Raw genomic sequence first — 18,341 nt, forward strand, 5'->3', positions numbered from 1 at the left:
GTCTCGAGACGAGACCTTCGGTCGTCACAGGAAAGAGAGTCACCATCATGCGCACTGGGCTTGTTCGGTTCGGTCGTACCCCATCGGCCGGCACACGGGCTCGGCGAGCGGCAGCAGCAGTCACTGTCGCCTCCGCGCTGATGATTCCCTTCGCGACGACGACCCTGGCCACTGCAGCCCCGGTTGCTCATGCCGCCCCGATGGCGCAGACCGGCCCCGCCTACACCCAGACCGGTGGAGCGACCGTCACCTCGGTGGACTGGCTCTCCGATCGCCGCGTCGCACTGTGGATCCAGTCGCCGTCTATGGGAACACCCATCCAGGTGCAGCTGCTGCTCGCGCGTGACTGGAACATCAACCCGCAGGCCACGTTCCCGCAGGTGTACATGTTGGACGGACTCCGGGCGACCGACCAGGAGAACGGCTGGACGGCCGAGACCGACGCCGAGGCGTACTTCGCCGACAAGAACGTCAACGTCGTCCTGCCGATCGGCGGACAGTCCAGCTTCTACTCCGACTGGGTCGATCAGGACAACGGCAAGAACTACCAGTGGGAGACGTTCCTGACCAAGGAGCTGCCGCCCATCCTGGCCAAGGACTGGCGCAGCACCGACAACCGCGGCGTCGTCGGGTTGTCGATGGGTGGCACGTCGGCGATGTTCCTCGCGGCTCGCAACCCCGGCTTCTTCAAGTTCGCCGGCTCGCTGTCGGGCATCCTGACCACCACTTCGCTCGGCATGCCGCAGGCCATCCAGTACGCGATGACCGACGCCGGCGGCTACAACTCCAAGGCCATGTGGGGCGCACCGTCCAACTCGCTGTGGGCCCAGCACGATCCGTACCTGCTGGCCGACAAGCTGAAGGGCGTCAGCCTCTACATCTCGAGCGGCAACGGCTCGACCGGCCCGTACGATCAGCCGTCGCCGATTCCGGGCGTCAGCACCAACTACGCGGGTATGGGACTCGAGATCCTCTCGCGACTCACCTCGCAGACCTTCGCCACCAAGCTCAACCAGCTCGGAATCCCCGCGCAGGTCAACTACCGCCCGTCGGGCACGCACTCGTGGCCGTACTGGCAGTTCGAGCTGCACCAGCTGTGGCCGCAACTCGCTACGGCACTCGGCGTCGAGGTCGACAAGCCCGCCTGCAGCGTCGCGGGCATGATCGGCAATGCGAGCGGCGCGAACTCGTGGCTGGGTCCCTGCCTCACCGCGGAGTACAACGTCGCCGGTGGTCGAGCTCAGGACTTCACGTTCGGTCGGGTCTTCTTCACTCCCGACACCGGGGCGCAGGTGGTTGCCGGCGCTATCGGCGGCATCTACCAGGGCAACAAGGGCCCCGAGGGTGCGCTCGGCTTCCCGAAGACCGGCGAGATCGCCACTCCCGACGGCCGCGGACGCTTCAACGCCTTCCAGAACGGCATGGTCTACTTCACGCCGCAGACCGGAGCCCATGTGGTCAAGGGGGCCGTGCTCGACGAGTGGGCAGCCCAGGGCTACGAGGGCGGCCCACTGGGATACCCGGTGCTCGACGAGGTGGCAACACCCAACAAGCCCGGCTCCGTGCAGGGCTTCGAGATCGGCGCGATCTACACCTCGCCCGACGCCGGTGTGCATTCGGTGCAGGGCATGATTCTCGGCAAGTACGGTGAATTGGGCTGGGAGAGCGGACCTCTCGGGTTCCCGAAGTCCAACGAGATCGGCCCCATCCGGGACGGCGGACGGTTCAACCAGTTCGAGACCGGCAACATCTACTGGAGCCCGGTCAGCGGAGCCTGGTCCATGCCGTACGGCCCGATCTTCGACGCCTGGGGGTCGGTGGGCTACGAAGGTGGCCGCCTCGGCTACCCCACCAGCGATCAGTTCGACATCGACGGTGGCGGTAAGCAGCAGAACTTCCAGTTCGGCATCATCACCGTCAAGGACGGCGTGGCCACGATCGCTCCGTGACCGGAGGCAGTCACGGCTTCAGAGTTCTCTCAGAGCGTGGCTGTACGCTCGCCTGCGACCCGACGACCGAAGGATTTCGATCGATGACGCGTAACTCTCTGGCCAGAACTCTGTCACTCGGCGTGCTCGCCGTGGCGGCGAGCTCGATGCTGGTGGCGTGTGGAAGTGACGACTCGACGGCAACCGGAGCGCCGACCAGCACCACCACGGCAGCTGCGACGACGACCGAGGCGAGTTCGTCGACGTCGGCGGCCGAGAGCACCACCACCACCGTCGCTCCGACCACCAGCCCGGGGGAGGCTGCGACGGCACCGCCGGAGCAACCCCAGGCCGTGCCGGACGACTTCCCGGGGCCGACGGAGAGCCAGATCGACGACCGTGGACAGAGGTTCCTCGCCGAGCTGAAGAGCAAGGGCGTCACTCCGGCGGGCAACGGTGACATCGCGGTGTCGACGGCCAACTACATCTGTGCCGCGCAGGCGCAGGGCGTCGCAGCCGACGAAATCACGACCTACGTCACCGCGAACGTCGGCGTCGAGGCGAGTGCCGCCGGAACGCAGATGAACGAGACCCAGGCCGCGCAGGCCGCCCAGACCTACATCGCCGCCGCGCAGGCGACGTACTGCAAGCCGTAGCTCGCGCCGATGGCAAAACGTAAGCGCAGAGTTCTTCCGGTCATTGCCTTTGCGGTGATTCTCGGTCTGATCATCGTTGCCCTGTGGTACTTGCTCGCCGGGCGCTTGCCATCCGGTCCGGGCCCAGTCCCGCCCCCAGGGCCCGAAGAGCCGACGTCGCAGCCGGCGGACTGCCCCGACGTGCAGGTCATTGCCGTTCCCGGGACGTGGGAGTCCTCGTCGACCGACGACCCGTACAATCCGACCGCCAATCCGGTGTCGCTGATGCTCAACGTCACGCGACCGCTGCAGGAGCAGTTCCCCGGATCTCGTGCGGACGTCTACACGGTGCCCTACGTCGCGCAGTTCTCGAACCCCATCGCGCTGCCGCCGGACGGCCAGCAGTCGTACAACAACAGCCGCACCGAGGGCAAAGCCGTTGCGGTGCAGAAGATGTCGGACGTCGCGGCGCGATGCCCGCTGACCAACTTCGTCATGGCCGGCTTCTCTCAGGGAGCAGTCATCTCCGGTGACATCGCGGCCGACATCGGCGCGGGCAACGGACCGATCTCCGCCGATCGTGTCCTCGGCGTCACCCTGATCGCCGACGGCCGCCGCGACGGAGTGTCGGGTACCGACGTGCCGGGACCGCTCGACGGCGTCGGAGCCGAGGTCGCCCTCGGGGGACTCGACCTCCCCGGCATCACCATGACGGGGCGTCGGGACGGCGGATTCGGCGCGCTCGACGACCGGACCAACCAGATCTGTGCGCCCGGCGACCTCATCTGTGCGTCCCCGTCGGATGGCTTGTCGCTGCGCAACATTCCGCAGAGCATCCAAATTCTGATCGGGGCCGCGGGAAATCCGGTGCACGCGTCGTACAACAGCTTCGTCGTCGACGGTTCGGGTACGACCGCGACGCAGTGGACTGCAGCGTGGGCGGCCGATCTGATCGAGAATGCGCCGACGCCTCCTCACTCGTGATCGGGTCTCGGGGAGCGCAGTGACCGGTGTCATGGATAACGGACAGGTCACAACGCGGCGTGTCGCCGACTGGTGCAGGGCACAAACCTGTGGTCTGCGACCCCCAGCCGGTGGGATCCGCTCCTGCGAGCGGCTAGAGTGGCGCCTTGGACCTGCGCGGATCGGCCCCGGCCGACTGCCCCGCACGGTGTGCCCAGACCCCCGGTACCGACCACTTCAGACCCTAGGTGCCGGCCGCTCCAGACCCCAGAGGAGATCATTAGATGAGTTCCGCCGAGGCCGCGACCCCCGGGCCGCGCAAATTCCGCTTCGCTGCAGGCGGAGAGGGAAACGCGGAGGAGGGCGGGGCTCGGAAGTTCATCAAGCTGGCTCAGCAGGCCGAGGAACTGGGTTACGACAGCTTCATGATTCCCGATCATCTCGGTAATCAGGTCGGGCCGATCGCCGCGCTCGGAGCTCTCGCCGTCGCCACCGACAAGATTCGGCTCGGCACGGCGGTGCTCGCAAACGGCTTCCGCCATCCCGCAGTGCTCGCCAAGGATGCTGCGACCATCGATGTGCTCTCCGGCGGACGGCTGGAACTCGGACTCGGCGCGGGCTGGATGCGCGAGGAATACGACAAGGCCGGCATCACCTACGACCGTCCCGGCGTCCGCATCGAGAAGCTCGCGGAGACGCTCGACATTCTCGACGTGTTGCTGCGCGGCCAGGAATGCAACTACGAGGGCAAGCACTACACGATCACCGGTCTCAAAGGCAGCCCTCGTCCGCGTCAGGGACCGCGTCCGCCGATCTGCATCGGCGGCGGCGGCCCCAAGATGCTCGCGCTGGCGGCCAAGCACGCCGACATCATCTCCGTAGTGCCGAGCACCTCGAAGGAAGGCAAGCTGCTGCTGTCGGGCATGACCATCGAGAAGACCCTCGAGCGCGTGGAGCTCATCCGGGCTGCCGCAGGGGATCGGTTCGACGACATCGAGCTGAACTGGGCGATCACCACCATCGTGGTCACCGACGATCGCGAGCAGATGGCCGAGATGGCGCTGGCTGCGCTGGACAACGGCTATCCGCCCAACGTCGACGTGGACGTCAAGCTCACGGTCGAGGACATTCTGTCGTCGCCGTACCTGGCATTCGGAACGTACGAGGAAATCGCCGATCAGATCCGTAACGTTCGCGCGCGGACGACGATGTCCTATGTCGGGGTTTTCCCCACACAAATGGAAGCATTCGCTCCGGTTGTCGACTTGCTGAAAGGCGAGTGACGCAGGCGTGTGTCGGTAACATGGAGTCGGCCTCTAGGTCGACCGAAACCGACACCGCTGGAGTTACCACTTAGTAACATAAAACGCTGTTCGGTGTCTGCATCGATGAACGTCGTCAATGCAAGGCCAGGTCACGCACGATGTGTGGCAGCGATTCGTGTCGGAGGAGATTGAAGCAAATGAGCCACACGTTCGATGATTTCATCGATGAGAACGGCCACATCACCATCGGTGAAGGGCAGACACTCGTCCGCCACGTCGAGGCGAACGTCGAAGAGAATGCCGACACGCTCGCGTACCGGTTCATGGACTACTCCCGGGAACGGGACGGTGAAGCGCACGAGTTGACCTGGTCACAGTTCGGCAAGCGGCTGCGCGCTGTCGCCGCTCGTCTGCAGCAGGTCACCGAGCCCGGTGACCGCGTGGCGATCCTCGCTCCCCAGGGCCTCGAGTACGTCATCGCGTTCTTCGGTGCGATCTACGCGGGCACCATCGCGGTGCCGCTGTTCGATCCCGACGAGCCCGGCCACACCGACCGCCTGCATGCCGTCCTCGGCGACTGCAAGCCCAGCGCGATCCTCACCGCCAGCAACTCCGCGGCGGGCGTTCGTGCGTTCTTCCGCGCGCTCCCCGCTGCCGAGCGGCCCCGCATCATCGCCGTCGACGCCGTTCCGGACAGCGTCGGCGAGACGTGGGTCGAGCCCAAGGCAGGGTTGGACGACATCGCCTACCTGCAGTACACGTCGGGTTCGACGCGGACACCGGCCGGCGTCGAGATCACGCACCGCGCGGTCGGCGTCAACGCGCTGCAGATGGTCGACAGCATGGAGATCAACTACGACTCGCGCGGCGTCACCTGGCTGCCGATGTTCCACGACATGGGTCTGCTCACCGTCATCCTCCCGGCCCTCGGTGGCAAATACATCACGATCATGAGCCCGCGCGCGTTCGTGCAGCGGCCGTGGCGCTGGATCAAGGAACTCGCCGCCGTCTCCGACGGAGCAGGCACGTTCGCCGCGGCCCCGAACTTCGCGTTCGAGCACGCCGCCCAGCGTGGACTGCCCAAGAACGGTGAGAGCCTCGACCTGTCGAACGTCATCGGCCTGATCAACGGCAGCGAGCCCGTCACTACGTCGTCGATGAAGAAGTTCAACGAGGCCTTCGGCCCGTACGGTCTGCCGAAGTCGGCGATCAAGCCGTCGTACGGCATGGCCGAGGCCACGCTGTTCGTCTCGACGAGCAAGCACGCCGACGAGGCCAAGGTCGTGTACGTCGACCGTGTCGAGCTGAACGCAGGCAACTTCGTCGTCGTCGCGCCCGACGCTCCCGGAGCCATCCCGCAGGTATCGACCGGAACCGTCGCTCGGAGTCAGTGGGCCGCGATCGTCGACTCCGAAACCGCCACCGAGGTGCCCGACGAGCACGTCGGCGAGATCTGGCTGCACGGCGAGAACATCGGCAAGGGCTACTGGGGTCGCGAGACCGAGACCAGCGAAACCTTCCACAACAAGCTCGTCCACCGCGTCGCCGACGGTTCGCACGCCACGGGTGCCCCCGAGGGTGCCAACTGGATGCGGACCGGAGACTTCGGCGTCTATCACGACGGCGAGCTCTACATCACCGGCCGCGTGAAGGACCTCGTCATCGTCGACGGCCGCAATCACTACCCCCAGGACATCGAGTTCTCGGCACAGGAAGCCAGCAAGGCATTGCGGCCGGGCTTCGTGGCGGCGTTCGCGGTACCGCTCAACCAGCTGCCCGACGTCGTGTTCGAGTTCAGTGGTGCCGCGTTGACCAAGGATTCGGACGACAGCTCCGAGCAGCTCGTCATAGTCGCCGAGCGTGCTCCCGGCTCGGGCAAGGCAGACCCGGCTCCGATCGCCGACGAGGTTCGTTCCGCAGTCTCGGCGCGGCACGGCGTCACGGTCCGCGACGTGCTGCTCGTCCCGGCCGGATCCATCCCGCGTACGTCGAGCGGCAAGATCGCCCGGCGCGCCTGCAAGGCCGCCTACATCGAGGGCACCCTGCGCGGCGGTTACCAGCAGACGGCATTCCCGGACGCCGAACTACCCGACTGATCTCTGGGCCTCCCGTTCCTTCGATACATAGCTTGGTGAGTAATGGCTGAACAAGAGACAGACAAGATTCAGAGTGCCGACGGGACGGACCTCACGGTCGCCCAACTGCGGGATTGGCTGCGCAACTGGGTTGCGGACGCGACCGGTCAACCTGCGTCGGCCATCTCCGACGACCGTCCGATGGAGGAATTCGGTCTGTCCTCTCGCGATGCCGTCGCCCTGAGCGGTGAGATCGAGGAGCTGGTGGGGGTCACGCTGACCGCCACCGTCGTTTATCAGCACCCCACCATCGCCTCGTTGGCCAAGATCATCATCGAGGGCGAGCCGGACGAGCCGGTCGGCACCGTCGACGATGCGTTCTACACCAGCGGTGGCCAGTCGGGCGACGCCCACGACATCGCGATCGTCGGACTGTCGTCGCGCTTCCCCGGCACCGGTCACACCCCCGAGGAGATGTGGTCGCTGCTCATCGAGGGCCGCGACGGCATCACCGACCTGCCCGAGGGCCGGTGGAAGGAATTCACCTCCGATCCCGTCATCGCCGCAGCGGTCGACGCGACGGTCACCAAGGGTGGCTACCTCGACGACGTCAAGACCTTCGACGCCGAGTTCTTCGCGATGTCGCCCAACGAGGTCGTCAACGTCGACCCGCAGCAGCGTCTGGCGCTGGAACTGACCTGGGAAGCGCTCGAGCACGCGCACATCCCGGCCAGCTCGGTCAAGGGCAGCCAGGTCGGCGTCTTCATCGGCAGCTCGTCCAACGACTACCAGCTCATCGCCGTCAGTGATCCGGCCGTGCATCCCTACGCGCTCACCGGCACCTCCACCGCCATCGTCGCCAACCGCGTGTCGTACTTCTACGACTTCCGCGGGCCGTCGATCGCCGTCGACACCGCCTGCTCGTCGTCCCTCGTGGCCGTTCACCAGGCAGTGCGCAGCCTGCGCACCGGCGAATCCGATCTCGCCGTGGCAGGCGGGGTCAACATGCTGCTCGCCCCGCCGATCACCGTCGGCTTCGGTCAGACGGGCGTGCTCGCTCCCGACGGCCGAATCAAGGCCTTCTCCTCCGACGCCAACGGCATGATCCGCTCCGAGGGCGGCGGCCTCGTCGTACTCAAGCGACTCGAGGACGCCGAGCGTGACGGCGATCAGGTGCTCGCCGTCATCGCCGGATCCGCGATCAACCAGGATGGCCGCTCCAACGGACTGCTCGCGCCGAACCCCGACGCGCAGGCCGACGCACTGCGATTCGCGTATCGCGACGCCGGCATCAACCCGTCGGGCGTGGACTACATCGAAGCGCACGGCACCGGAACCATCCTGGGCGACCCGATCGAGGCGGACGCGCTCGGCCGGGTGGTCGGCCGTGGCCGCGACGCGGACAAGCCGGCATTGCTGGGCTCGGCGAAGACCAACTTCGGACACCTCGAATCTGCCGCAGGCGCAGCAGGTTTGATCAAGGTCGTGTTGGCGATGCAGGAGAACAAACTTCCGGCGTCACTGAACTACGTGGGCCCCAACCCGTACATCGACTTCGACAAGGCACACCTGAAGGTCATCCCGGAGGCCACCGACTGGCCCCGGTACACCGGCAAGGCCGTCGCGGGCGTCTCCGGCTTCGGGTTCGGCGGCACCAATGCGCACGTCGTCGTGCGTGAGTACGTACCGGGTGAGACCTCGGCCGAATTCGATCCCGCTGCAGTGGATCCCGAGGCCGCCGTGGTGGAGGGCGTCTACGAGGAACAACTCGATTCCGAGACGACCAGCCCGGTTGCCGAGGCCGAGACCATCCTGGCCGAGTCCGAAAATGCGCCGCAGACAGTCATTCTCGCAGTGTCTGCCGCGTTGCCGTCACGCCGTAAGCGCGCGGCGTCGGAACTGGCCGACTGGCTCGAGACCGAAGAGGGCAGCACGACGCCTCTCGTCGATGTCGGCCGCACGTTGGCCCGCCGTAACCACGGGCGTTCGCGCGCAGTGGTTCTCGCGTCCACCACGGCCGAGGCCATCGCCGGCTTGCGGGCCATCGCGGCGGGCAAGCCGGGACCGGGCGTGTTCTCCGCGGACTCGCCCGCATCCAACGGGGCAGTGTGGGTGTTCTCCGGATTCGGCTCGCAGCACCGCAAGATGGCATCGCGTCTGTACCGAACCAATGCCGTGTTCGCCGCCGAGGTGGACAAGGTGGACGAGCTGCTCGTCGACGAAGCCGGCTACTCGATCCGCGAGATCATCCTCGACGACTCGCAGACCTACGAGTTCGAGAACTCCCAGGTCGCGATCTTCGTCATCCAGATCGCCTTGGCCGCAACGCTTCGCGCACACGGTGCCGAGCCGTCGGCCGTCATCGGCCACTCGATGGGTGAGGTTGCCGCGGCGTACGTTGCCGGTGGCCTCAACCTCGAAGACGCCGTCCGCATCATCTACGCCCGCTCGAGGCTGCTGGCCGAGGGGCAGGACGGCCTCGGTGCCGCCTCGCAGGGTGCCATGGCACTCGTCGAGTACACCCCGGACGAGGTCAAGACCCTCACCGACCAGTTCCCCAATGTGGAGCCCTGCGTCTACGCCGCGCCGACGCACACCACCGTCGGTGGACCGCGCGCCGAGGTCGAAGCCCTCGTCGAGATGGCCGAGGCCGCAGGCAAGATGGCCCGACTACTCGACGTCAAGGGAGCAGGCCACACCGCAGCGGTCGACGTACTGCTCGGTGAGCTCGCCGCCGAGCTCGCCGGAATCGAACCGAGCAAGCTCACCGCCGGGGTCTACTCCTCGGTCGATCGTGAGGCGCACTACCGCGTCGGACATGCGGCGATCCACGGCGTCGACTACTGGACCAAGGGAATGCGTCACCCGGTCTGGTTCACCCAGGCCGTCAATGTTGCTGTGGGAGATGGGCACACGACGTTCGTCGAGCTCGCCCCCAATCCCGTCGCGCTGATGTCGGTCGCTGCTACCGCATGGGCGGCCGGCTTGGCCGACGCCACGTTGATTCCGACGCTCAAGCGCAAGGAAGACGAGGCTGACACGTTCCTCGCCGCGCTGGCGCAGCTGTACGTGCACGGTCACGCGCTGGAACTGGCGACACTGTTCGAGTCCGGTCCGTACGCCGCAATTCCGCGAACTGCGTACTTGCGCAAGGAGTTCTGGCTCAACTCGCAGGTCAGCTCCAGCGGTAACTCTCGCGTTCCCGGTGCCCGGGTGGCACTGCCCGACGGCCGTCACGTCTGGGAAGTCCAGGCCTCGGCCGTCTCGGGATTCGATGCCTTGGTCACTGCCGCTGCCTCGCAGGTGTTCTCCGATGTGGCCCTTGGTGTTTCGGTATCACACGCTGCAGTGCCGAAGGTGGGCACTGTCGTCACCACACTGACCTCGCACCTCGGTGGCGCGTCGGTCCAGGTCCATGCACACGAGGGCTCGGCGTTCACCCTGCTGCACGAGGCCGTCGTCACCTCGGGTGACGCTCGGCCGGAACCCGTTGTCGCGGTGGAGGAGCGATCTTCGTCTCCGATGGAAGAGCTGCCCGAGGTCGTCGAGACGTTCGGTGATCGCTGGGATCCGAACGGCAACCAGAAGCTCGAAGATCGGTTGGCGATCATCGTCGCCGAGTCGATGGGCTACGCGCCCGAGGATCTGCCGCCCGAGGTTCCGCTGATCGAACTGGGACTCGATTCGCTCAGCGCCGTTCGGATCAAGAACCGTGTCGAGTACGAATTCGACATTCCCACAGTGCAATTGCAGGCCGTGCGTGATGCGAACCTGCGCGAGGTGGAGAAGTACCTGCGCTACGCGATCGAGAACCGGGACGAGGTGCAGGCGCTGGCAGACAAGCAGGCCGCCGAAAAGGCTGCCGAGCAGGCCGCCGACAGTGGCGCGACTGCCCCCGACGCAGCCCTGGAGACGGCCGTCGCCGCACCTGAGACCACGGTGCCGAGTGCGGAATACCAACCCGCACCGGTGGCCGCAGCGCAGACCGACCTGGGCGGCAAGGAAGCGTTCGCCGAGGCCGCCGGATCCGATGTGCCCCCACGTGACAACGCCGAGCGGATGACGTTCGCGACGTGGGCAGTGGTGACGAAGGAATCGGCCAAGGGCATCTTCAACACCCTGCCGATCCTCGACGACGAGACGGCCGAGAAGTTGGCCGCTCGCCTGACCGAGAGGGCCGGCGGCGAGATCACCTTCGACGACGTACTGGACTCGGAGACCATCGAGCAGCTCGCCGACAAGGTGCGCCCGCACCTCGAGGACGGCGAGATCGACGGTGTCGTGCGCAATCTTCGGGCTCGTCCCGAGGGCTCCACGGCCACATCGGTGTTCGCGTTCCACTCGGCCGGAAGCTCCACCGTCGCCTACGAGCCGCTGCTGCGGAAGTTGCCGGCAGGCACGCCCATGTACGGCCTCGAGCGCGTCGAAGGACCCATCGCTAAGCGCGCCGCGGAGTACGTGCCGTTGATCAAGGCGATCCAGCCCGAGGGACCGTACGTGTTCGTCGGATGGTCGCTCGGCGGCATCCTCGCCTACGAGGTGGCGCGTCAGATGGAGGAGGAAGGCATCGAGGTCGCCTACGTGGGACTGCTCGATACCGTCATGCCCGGGACCAAGATCCCCGATACCAAGGACGAAGTCCGCAAGCGTTGGGAGCGGTACGCGGAGTTCGCGAAGAAGACGTACAACGTCGACTACCCGATCCCGTACGACAAGTTGGTCGACTCCGACGACGAGGGCCAGATTCGGATCATCACCGATCTGGTCAAGCTCAGTGGGGCAAAGATTCCCGGCGGCATCATCGAGCATCAGCGGACGTCGTGGCTCGACAATCGGGCTATCCAGACGGCCGAGCTCAAGGAGTACGGCGGGCACGTCACGCTGTACCTGGCCGACAAGTACCACGACGACGCGATCGCCCTCGAGCCCGCATACGCCACCCGCGAAGAGCACGGTGGTTGGGGACCGGTGGTGAAGGACCTCGAGATCGTCTACGTCGGAGGCGACCACCTCGCGGTCGTCGACGAGCCGTACATTGGAAAAATTGCGGCCCATCTGTCGAAGACGCTCGAGAACATCGAGTCTGCAAGAACCGGAGCGTAGATTTTGAGTGGCACCACTGCGGAGAAGCTGGCCGAGCTACGGGCGAGGCTGGAACTGGCCAAGGAACCGGCCGGCGAGATCGGCATCGCCAAGCGCGCCAAGAAGGGCATACCCAGCGCCCGAGATCGCGTGAACTCGCTGCTCGACCCCGGCAGTTTCGTCGAGATCGGCGCGCTGGTGAAGGCCCCGAACGATCCGGGTGCCCTCTACAGCGACGGCGTCGTCACCGGGCACGGAACCGTCGACGGCCGTCCGATCGCCGTGTTCTCCCACGATCAGACCGTGTTCGGCGGAACCGTCGGCGAGATGTTCGGCCGCAAGGTCGCCGGCATCATGGATTTCGCGATCAAGATGGGCTGCCCGGTCGTCGGCATCAACGACTCCGGTGGAGCTCGCGTGCAGGACGCCGTCACCTCCCTTGCGTGGTACGCCGAACTGGGTCGACGCCATGAGGCGCTCTCCGGCCTGTGCCCGCAGATCTCGTTGATCCTCGGCAAATGCGCCGGTGGCGCGGTGTACGCACCGATCAACACCGACATCGTCGTCGCCACCGAAGAGGCGTACATGTTCGTCACCGGGCCGGACGTCATCAAGTCCGTCACCGGAGAGGACGTCAGCCTCGACGAACTCGGCAGTGCCCGCGTCCAGGCCATCAACGGCAACGTGCACCACGTCGCTGCCGACGAGAAGGCCGCATTCGACTGGATTCGGAACTACCTGAGCTACCTGCCGTCGAGCTGCCAGGAAGAGGCACCGGTGATCAACCCGGGGCTCGAGCCGGAGATCACCGAATCCGATCGCACGCTCGACTCGTTCATGCCCGACGCCGACAACGCCGGTTACGACATGCACGACATCATCCTGCGCATCTTCGACGACGGCGAGTTCCACGAGATCGCCGCCCAGACTGCACAGAACGTCATCACCGGCTTCGCCCGCGTCGACGGTCGACCGGTGGGAATCGTCGCCAATCAGCCGATGCACCTATCCGGGGCACTCGATGCCAAGGCAGCGGACAAATGTGCTCGGTTCATCCGCCTCAGCGACGCCTACAACATTCCGATCATCTTCCTCGTCGACACACCCGGCTTCCTGCCCGGCGTCGACCAGGAAACCCTCGGCGTCATCCATCGCGGTGGCCGCTTCATCTTCTCGTTCGTCGAAGCGACGGTGCCGAAACTGACTGTCGTGATTCGTAAGTCGTACGGCGGCGGATACGCGGTGATGGGCTCGAAGCAGCTCGGATCCGACATCAACCTCGCCTGGCCGACCGCCCGCATCGCCGTCATGGGTGCCGAAGGTGCCATCAACATCATGAGTCGCAAGCAACTCGCCGAGGCAGGCGAGAACGCTCCGGCGTTGCGCAAGCAGCTCATAAACTTCTACAACGAGCATGTCGCAACCCCCTGGATCGCCGCCGAGCGTGGCTACATCGACGCCGTCATCGAGCCCTCGCAAACGCGCCTCGAAATTCGCAAGGCTCTGCACATCCTGAAAGACAAGGAAGTACACAAGAGTCCGCGTAAGCACTCCTTGCTGCCGATCTAGCGAACCGCGCCCGTCTACGTCGGGGGTCGCTTCGCTCCCGTTCGCGTCAATGAACCACTGCACCGGTCAGACGTATGCGGAGGTCCATTCACGCATCCGCTGGTTCGGTGTCAATGAGCCACTGCACCGGTCAGACGTGTTAGATGGTCCATTCACGCGGTTGATTCGCGCGGAACCATCACCACATCCGGTCGCGGTCTGGCGAGAGCGTGCTGATAGTTCATACGCAAGTCGTCGAGCACCTGGTTGGGCCGATCGCGGATGTCTTGTGGTGAATGGGACACGACGATCAGTCCGTGGGCCTGCATTCGGTTGCGCCGGGCTTGGGTCCGTTGGTAGTCGGCCGGTGACAGATGGTGCGCGATGGAATCGATTTCTCGGGCCAGTCCGACGGCGTCGATCCACCCGTCGGTGTTGGCGATGAACTCTCCGCTCCGGGCGTAGATGTCGCAGTTGTGTGTCATCGCAGGCAGACCGCTGGTTCGGTACAGTCGCTGGTCTTCGAGTTCCGCCACCGAGTGCGCGTTGTCCCACAAGTCGCTCAATACACGGCGAGTGAGCGCGCTGTAGCGACGTGGCCCCTCGGCCAGTTCGCGAGCGATCTCCTCGATGGATACGCTCCCTCTTTGGAGCACCTCGGTCAGCAGGGTGATGCATCGCGCCTCGGATTTCGCGGCCCGTGTGGCGTCGACCAATGACCGCACCAGAGGGGCAACTCGAATGCTGCCCTTGGTGATCGGCTCGGGAAGCCGCCACGTCCGCTCTGCTCGGACGAAGGACACCGATGCCCGACGCATCTCCGCGGGTAGCAGTAGATGAACCTCCCCGGCGGATCCGTTGGTGCCATATCCGAACGAATCGAGCCCGACGCAGCCGGTGATCATGCTCTTCGGGCCGCCGTATGCGAGCGCCGCGGCTGACCGCTCCAGCGTCGACGGATGACCGTTACGCAGCAGCACGACACCCGGCAGCAACCGCTGCCACGGACCGCCGGCCGCGCATCTGCTGTCGATCGCTGCGTCACTCACGCGCGCTTCGCGAAGCTGCCGGCGCGTCACGACGCCGGTCGAGCTCAGCTCGAACAATGAACCCGCGTTCCATAGTCGTCTTCTCATGCCCGAAGAGTGGAATTCGGCACCGACACCTTCGTTGCGTTCCGGCGCTGTCGCCCGGTGTCTGTGGATAGCCGCCGAGCCTGTGGATGGATCGGCCTACCAGTCCCGATCCGGACGACGCTGTCGGAGTTGGATGCTAGGGCGCGCCCGCGAAGGATAGGAGAGCGTCCGCAGTCGTGCACCCACCGGAAGGTGAATGGACCGTAGACGCGCTCAGACGTATGCAAGGGTCCATTGACCCACAACGGGCCGAGACATGAATGGACCCTTGCACGGTCGAGACGTGTGCAAGGGTCCATTCACGCGGGGCGGGCGGCACCACGCGGAGCGAGCGGGCGACACCACGGAAAGGGGCTGGGTGGGCTAATTCTCGAAGACTCGCAGCTGTCCGTCTTCGTAGAATCCCGATCGCGTGGCTTCTCCGGTTTGCAGGTCCGCGGGTACGGCGTTGGGGTAGTACTGCTCGTAGCGTTCCAGTGAGCCCCAGTCCCTGGCCCAGTCGTTTTTGAGGTAGGTGGGGACGGCGACTGGTTTGGCGAGTAGTTCGGACCATCCCAGCGGTCCGCCGTTTTCGCCGGATTGCCAGGTGTCGGTGGAGCTGACGGCCAGTGGGCGGTCGGGGAGGATGCGGTAGCCGGGTACCTCGGCGACGCCGTAGCGGTGGTCGAACGGTCGTTGGCATGGGAACTGAAGTCCGACGGCCCAGTCGAGCAGAACGGGCTGCTCACTGCCGATCATGGTGTTCAGATTTTCCATCACCGGTACTCGCGGCGGGGTGAATGCGAGCCATTGGTCGCCGGTGAGGTTGGGGTCGTTGGCGACGATGCGGACGGCGTCGGCGTCGGGTGCGATGTCTGCCAACGGAACTCGTAGATTGCGCCACGAGGGGGCGGGTCCGATGTCGCGGGGCAGATAGGTGCCCTGTGCCTGGACGCTTCCGTCGGGCTGACGCTTGCCGTATTCGAGCAGCAGCGATTGGCCGTAGGTGAGGGCACCGGTGTCGTCGTAGGACCAGATGCGTCCGGCTGCGGAGAACACGACGAGTGGTGCGTCGTCGCTGCGGGCAGGTAGCTGGTACCAGCTCGAGGTGGCCTTGGCCGGTTCCTGGATTCCCTCTTGGTAGGAGCCGAGGACGGGTGTGGTGGCGGGGTCGAGTCCGAAGGGCAGGGCGGCGGTGGAGCCGTTGACGCCCAGTGCGCCGGTGCCTCCTGCTGTGCCCGAGCTCTGGCCTTCCTCGAAGGCGGGTCCGACGGCTTGTTGGTCGGTATTGCCTTGTCCTGGTTTGACTTCCACGGCGTCGGCACTTAGATCGCTGGGGATTCCGTTGGCGGTGAAGTTGCGCAGGGTGTCGCTGGCTCCGCCGAGGGGTCCTGCTATGGGATCGAATTCGCCCGGCAGTGGGCTCAGTACGTCCGCGTTGGGGTCGGCTTCGACGAGCACGTCGTTGGCGAGTCCGCACGAATTTCCCAGTACCGATTGCACATTGGAGCGTGCGAGAGAGTAGGCGGGATATTGGGAGACGGCACCCTTGACGAGGGACAGGACCTCGAACAGCACCATGATTCCGGCGATGACGGTCAGTGGTGCGGCGGCGAACTTCCGAATGCGTTTGCCGCGCGCCGACGTCGGTTTCGGTTGTGGCGGTGCGTATCCCTCACGTAGATACTGGAATGCCGCGACGGCGAGGACCAGTCCGAAGAGGACGAGGAACAACGAGCCGGATTCGTTGCCGCCGAGCGAGACCGTCTTGTCGAACCACGGCACGCCGTAGCTCGAGACGTACCAGTAGCCGTTGATGCCCGAGAACGACAGTGCCAGAACGAACATCAGGCCGGCTGTGAACAGTGACCGGTTTCGGCGTGAGCGCAGTGCGCTGGCCGAGACGGCCACTGCGGTCAGTGCGGCGAGCCCACCGGCGATTCCGGCGTAGGAACCGAAGTGGTGAGTCCACTTGGTGGGGTTGAACATCATGAAGAAGATGGTTCCGAGGACGACGCCGAGCAGTCGCCACGCGGGCCCGTTCGCGATGCCGGGAATGCGTCGGCGGCGCAGGAGCACGAACAGCGTGGTGAACAGGCACAGGAGCATCGCGAGGAACGCGAAGCGGCGGGCCACGGAACCGTCGACGGTCTGGACGAAGAGGTAGTAGTACCGCAGGAAGTCTTGGTACCAGGCCTCGTTGGGGCCGATGATGGTGCGCACTCGCGTGGATTCGATGACCGTCGCGTAGGTCTGGTCGGCGAACACGACGACGAGGACGAGGACTCCGGCAGCGGCCAACGGTGCCAGCATGGCGAGGGTGCCGACCTGCCGGTGACGTCGGACCACGATGCGAGCGATGGGCCGGGCCCCGGCGAGAAGCGCTGCCACACACATCAATCCGGTGGGCGCGGCAGCCAGGGTGAAGGCGCCGATGAGGCAGGCGGCTGCGGCGGGGAGCAGTCTTCCGGTGGCGATGGAACGTTCGATCGAGCACCAGGTCAACAGTGCGCCGAGGGCGACGATGGGCTCGGGACGCAGTCCGTTGTTGTAGGGGAGCCAGAAAGCGAGGAACACCAATCCGCCGGTCCACAGCGCCACGTTCGACTTGCGCACGGCGCGTCCGAGTCGCGGCACCACCTCGCGGCTGATCACCATCCAGCACAGGACTCCGGCGATCAGGGCGGGCAGGCGCATCCACGGGCTGGCGGTCGAGATCTTGGCGAAGACGGCCAGGACGTCGTAATACCAGCCGAACGGTGCCTCGGGGACGCCGAACCAGCGGAAGTAGTTGGCCATGTAGCCGGAATGTTCGGCCGCGCGGGCCATGGTGAGCAGGTAGCCGTCGTCGGAGGTGTTGGCTCCGACGAAGTGCCAGCCGACGAGGACTCCGAGAACCGTGACGTCGACGCCGGTGAACTTCCACCAGTGGGACGGGAAGAAGCGGCGGTGCGCGCGGCGGTCGGTGCCGTCGAGCCGTGCGAGCGCGCCCATGGCCAACAACGTGCAGGCGATCGCCAGCACCATGATCAACGACTTCAGGATGGTCGGAGTCGACGAGAAGCGGGAGTCGACGTCGACGGTGACCGACATGTCGGCCGGGGCCGCGCCACTGAGATCACTGAAGATGCCGACTACCTGCGGACGGAGGTCGCCGTCGAGCCGACCCTGGAGGGGTTGGCCGCTGTCGTCGGTCAGTCCGGTGAAGGCTGCGGAGGTGTACTGGTCGTTCGAGGTGATCTCGATGGCGGCGCAGCGCGTGCTCTGGACGTCGGCGCGCGGTGCCGTCGCGACGACGACGTTGCGGTCGAGGACATCGACGTTCGACTCGCCGACGCGAACGAACAGGCTGTTGAGTGCGGCACCCTCACCTTGCGGGGGTGCGGTCGCCAGCAACAGCCCGCCCGACGCGGGTAGTGCGGCCACAGCAGAGCACGGGAGGGTGGCGGACAGTCGCAGGGGTGCCTGGGACACCAGTGGGGCGTCCACGTCCTGTAGGAGGCCGTTCTGCGGCCACTCGATGCTCGCGGTGGTCTGCGTGACGGGTGCGAACGGAGTGATCAGTGCGAACAGCACGCCGAGTATGCCGGCCACCATCGCTATCAGCCGGGGAATCCGTACCTGAGCACGAAGTTCGTCCGAGGCTCCGAGCGGAGCGGGGACGGGGGGACCAGCTGATGAATCTGTCACGACGTCGGGCACGATTGTCGATGTTATGCGAGCGTGACTT

At 65.8% G+C, this 18,341-nt stretch carries 9 protein-coding genes; 7 read left to right on the forward strand and 2 right to left on the reverse strand.

Annotated features, from left to right (window positions below; genetic code table 11):
• The first annotated feature begins 47 nt into the window (after nt 1-47).
• The 7 genes from QM588_RS21660 to QM588_RS21690 all read left to right on the forward strand — a co-directional run bounded on the left by QM588_RS21660 (nt 48) and on the right by QM588_RS21690 (nt 13,517).
• A complete protein-coding gene (locus QM588_RS21660) occupies nt 48-1,949 on the forward strand; it encodes an alpha/beta hydrolase-fold protein (protein WP_283316458.1) in 1,902 nt (633 codons plus the stop codon).
• A gap of 83 nt (nt 1,950-2,032) precedes the next feature.
• Nucleotides 2,033-2,584 (forward strand): DUF732 domain-containing protein, encoded by a 552-nt coding sequence (locus QM588_RS21665; protein WP_283316459.1) that lies wholly within the window; start codon nt 2,033-2,035, stop codon nt 2,582-2,584.
• 9 nt (nt 2,585-2,593) lie between these two features.
• Nucleotides 2,594-3,547, forward strand: a complete 954-nt coding sequence (locus QM588_RS21670; RefSeq protein ID WP_283316460.1) for a cutinase family protein — start codon at nt 2,594-2,596, stop codon at nt 3,545-3,547.
• A 263-nt stretch (nt 3,548-3,810) separates the two neighbouring features.
• Nucleotides 3,811-4,809, forward strand: coding sequence for an LLM class F420-dependent oxidoreductase (locus tag QM588_RS21675; RefSeq protein ID WP_027494807.1), 999 nt, complete (start codon nt 3,811-3,813; stop codon nt 4,807-4,809).
• 179 nt (nt 4,810-4,988) lie between these two features.
• Entirely contained in the window at nt 4,989-6,887 is a 1,899-nt protein-coding gene (gene fadD32 / locus QM588_RS21680) for a long-chain-fatty-acid--AMP ligase FadD32 (RefSeq protein WP_283316461.1), read from the forward strand.
• Between the two features lie 42 nt (nt 6,888-6,929).
• On the forward strand, nt 6,930-11,969 hold the full coding sequence (pks13, locus tag QM588_RS21685) for a polyketide synthase Pks13 (protein ID WP_283316462.1): 5,040 nt from the start codon (nt 6,930-6,932) through the stop codon (nt 11,967-11,969).
• 3 nt (nt 11,970-11,972) lie between these two features.
• A complete protein-coding gene (locus QM588_RS21690) occupies nt 11,973-13,517 on the forward strand; it encodes an acyl-CoA carboxylase subunit beta (protein WP_027494804.1) in 1,545 nt (514 codons plus the stop codon).
• 152 nt (nt 13,518-13,669) lie between these two features.
• On the opposite strand, the gene QM588_RS21695 is transcribed toward QM588_RS21690, so the two are convergent.
• Both QM588_RS21695 and QM588_RS21700 read right to left on the reverse strand, forming a co-directional pair.
• Entirely contained in the window at nt 13,670-14,632 is a 963-nt protein-coding gene (locus QM588_RS21695; protein ID WP_283316464.1) for a hypothetical protein, read from the reverse strand.
• Between the two features lie 363 nt (nt 14,633-14,995).
• Nucleotides 14,996-18,313, reverse strand: a complete 3,318-nt coding sequence (locus QM588_RS21700; RefSeq protein WP_442972961.1) for an arabinosyltransferase domain-containing protein — start codon at nt 18,311-18,313, stop codon at nt 14,996-14,998.
• Nucleotides 18,314-18,341 lie beyond the last annotated feature (28 nt).

The sequence above is a fragment of the Rhodococcus sp. IEGM 1354 genome (assembly GCF_030056855.1).
Taxonomy (GTDB): domain Bacteria; phylum Actinomycetota; class Actinomycetes; order Mycobacteriales; family Mycobacteriaceae; genus Rhodococcoides.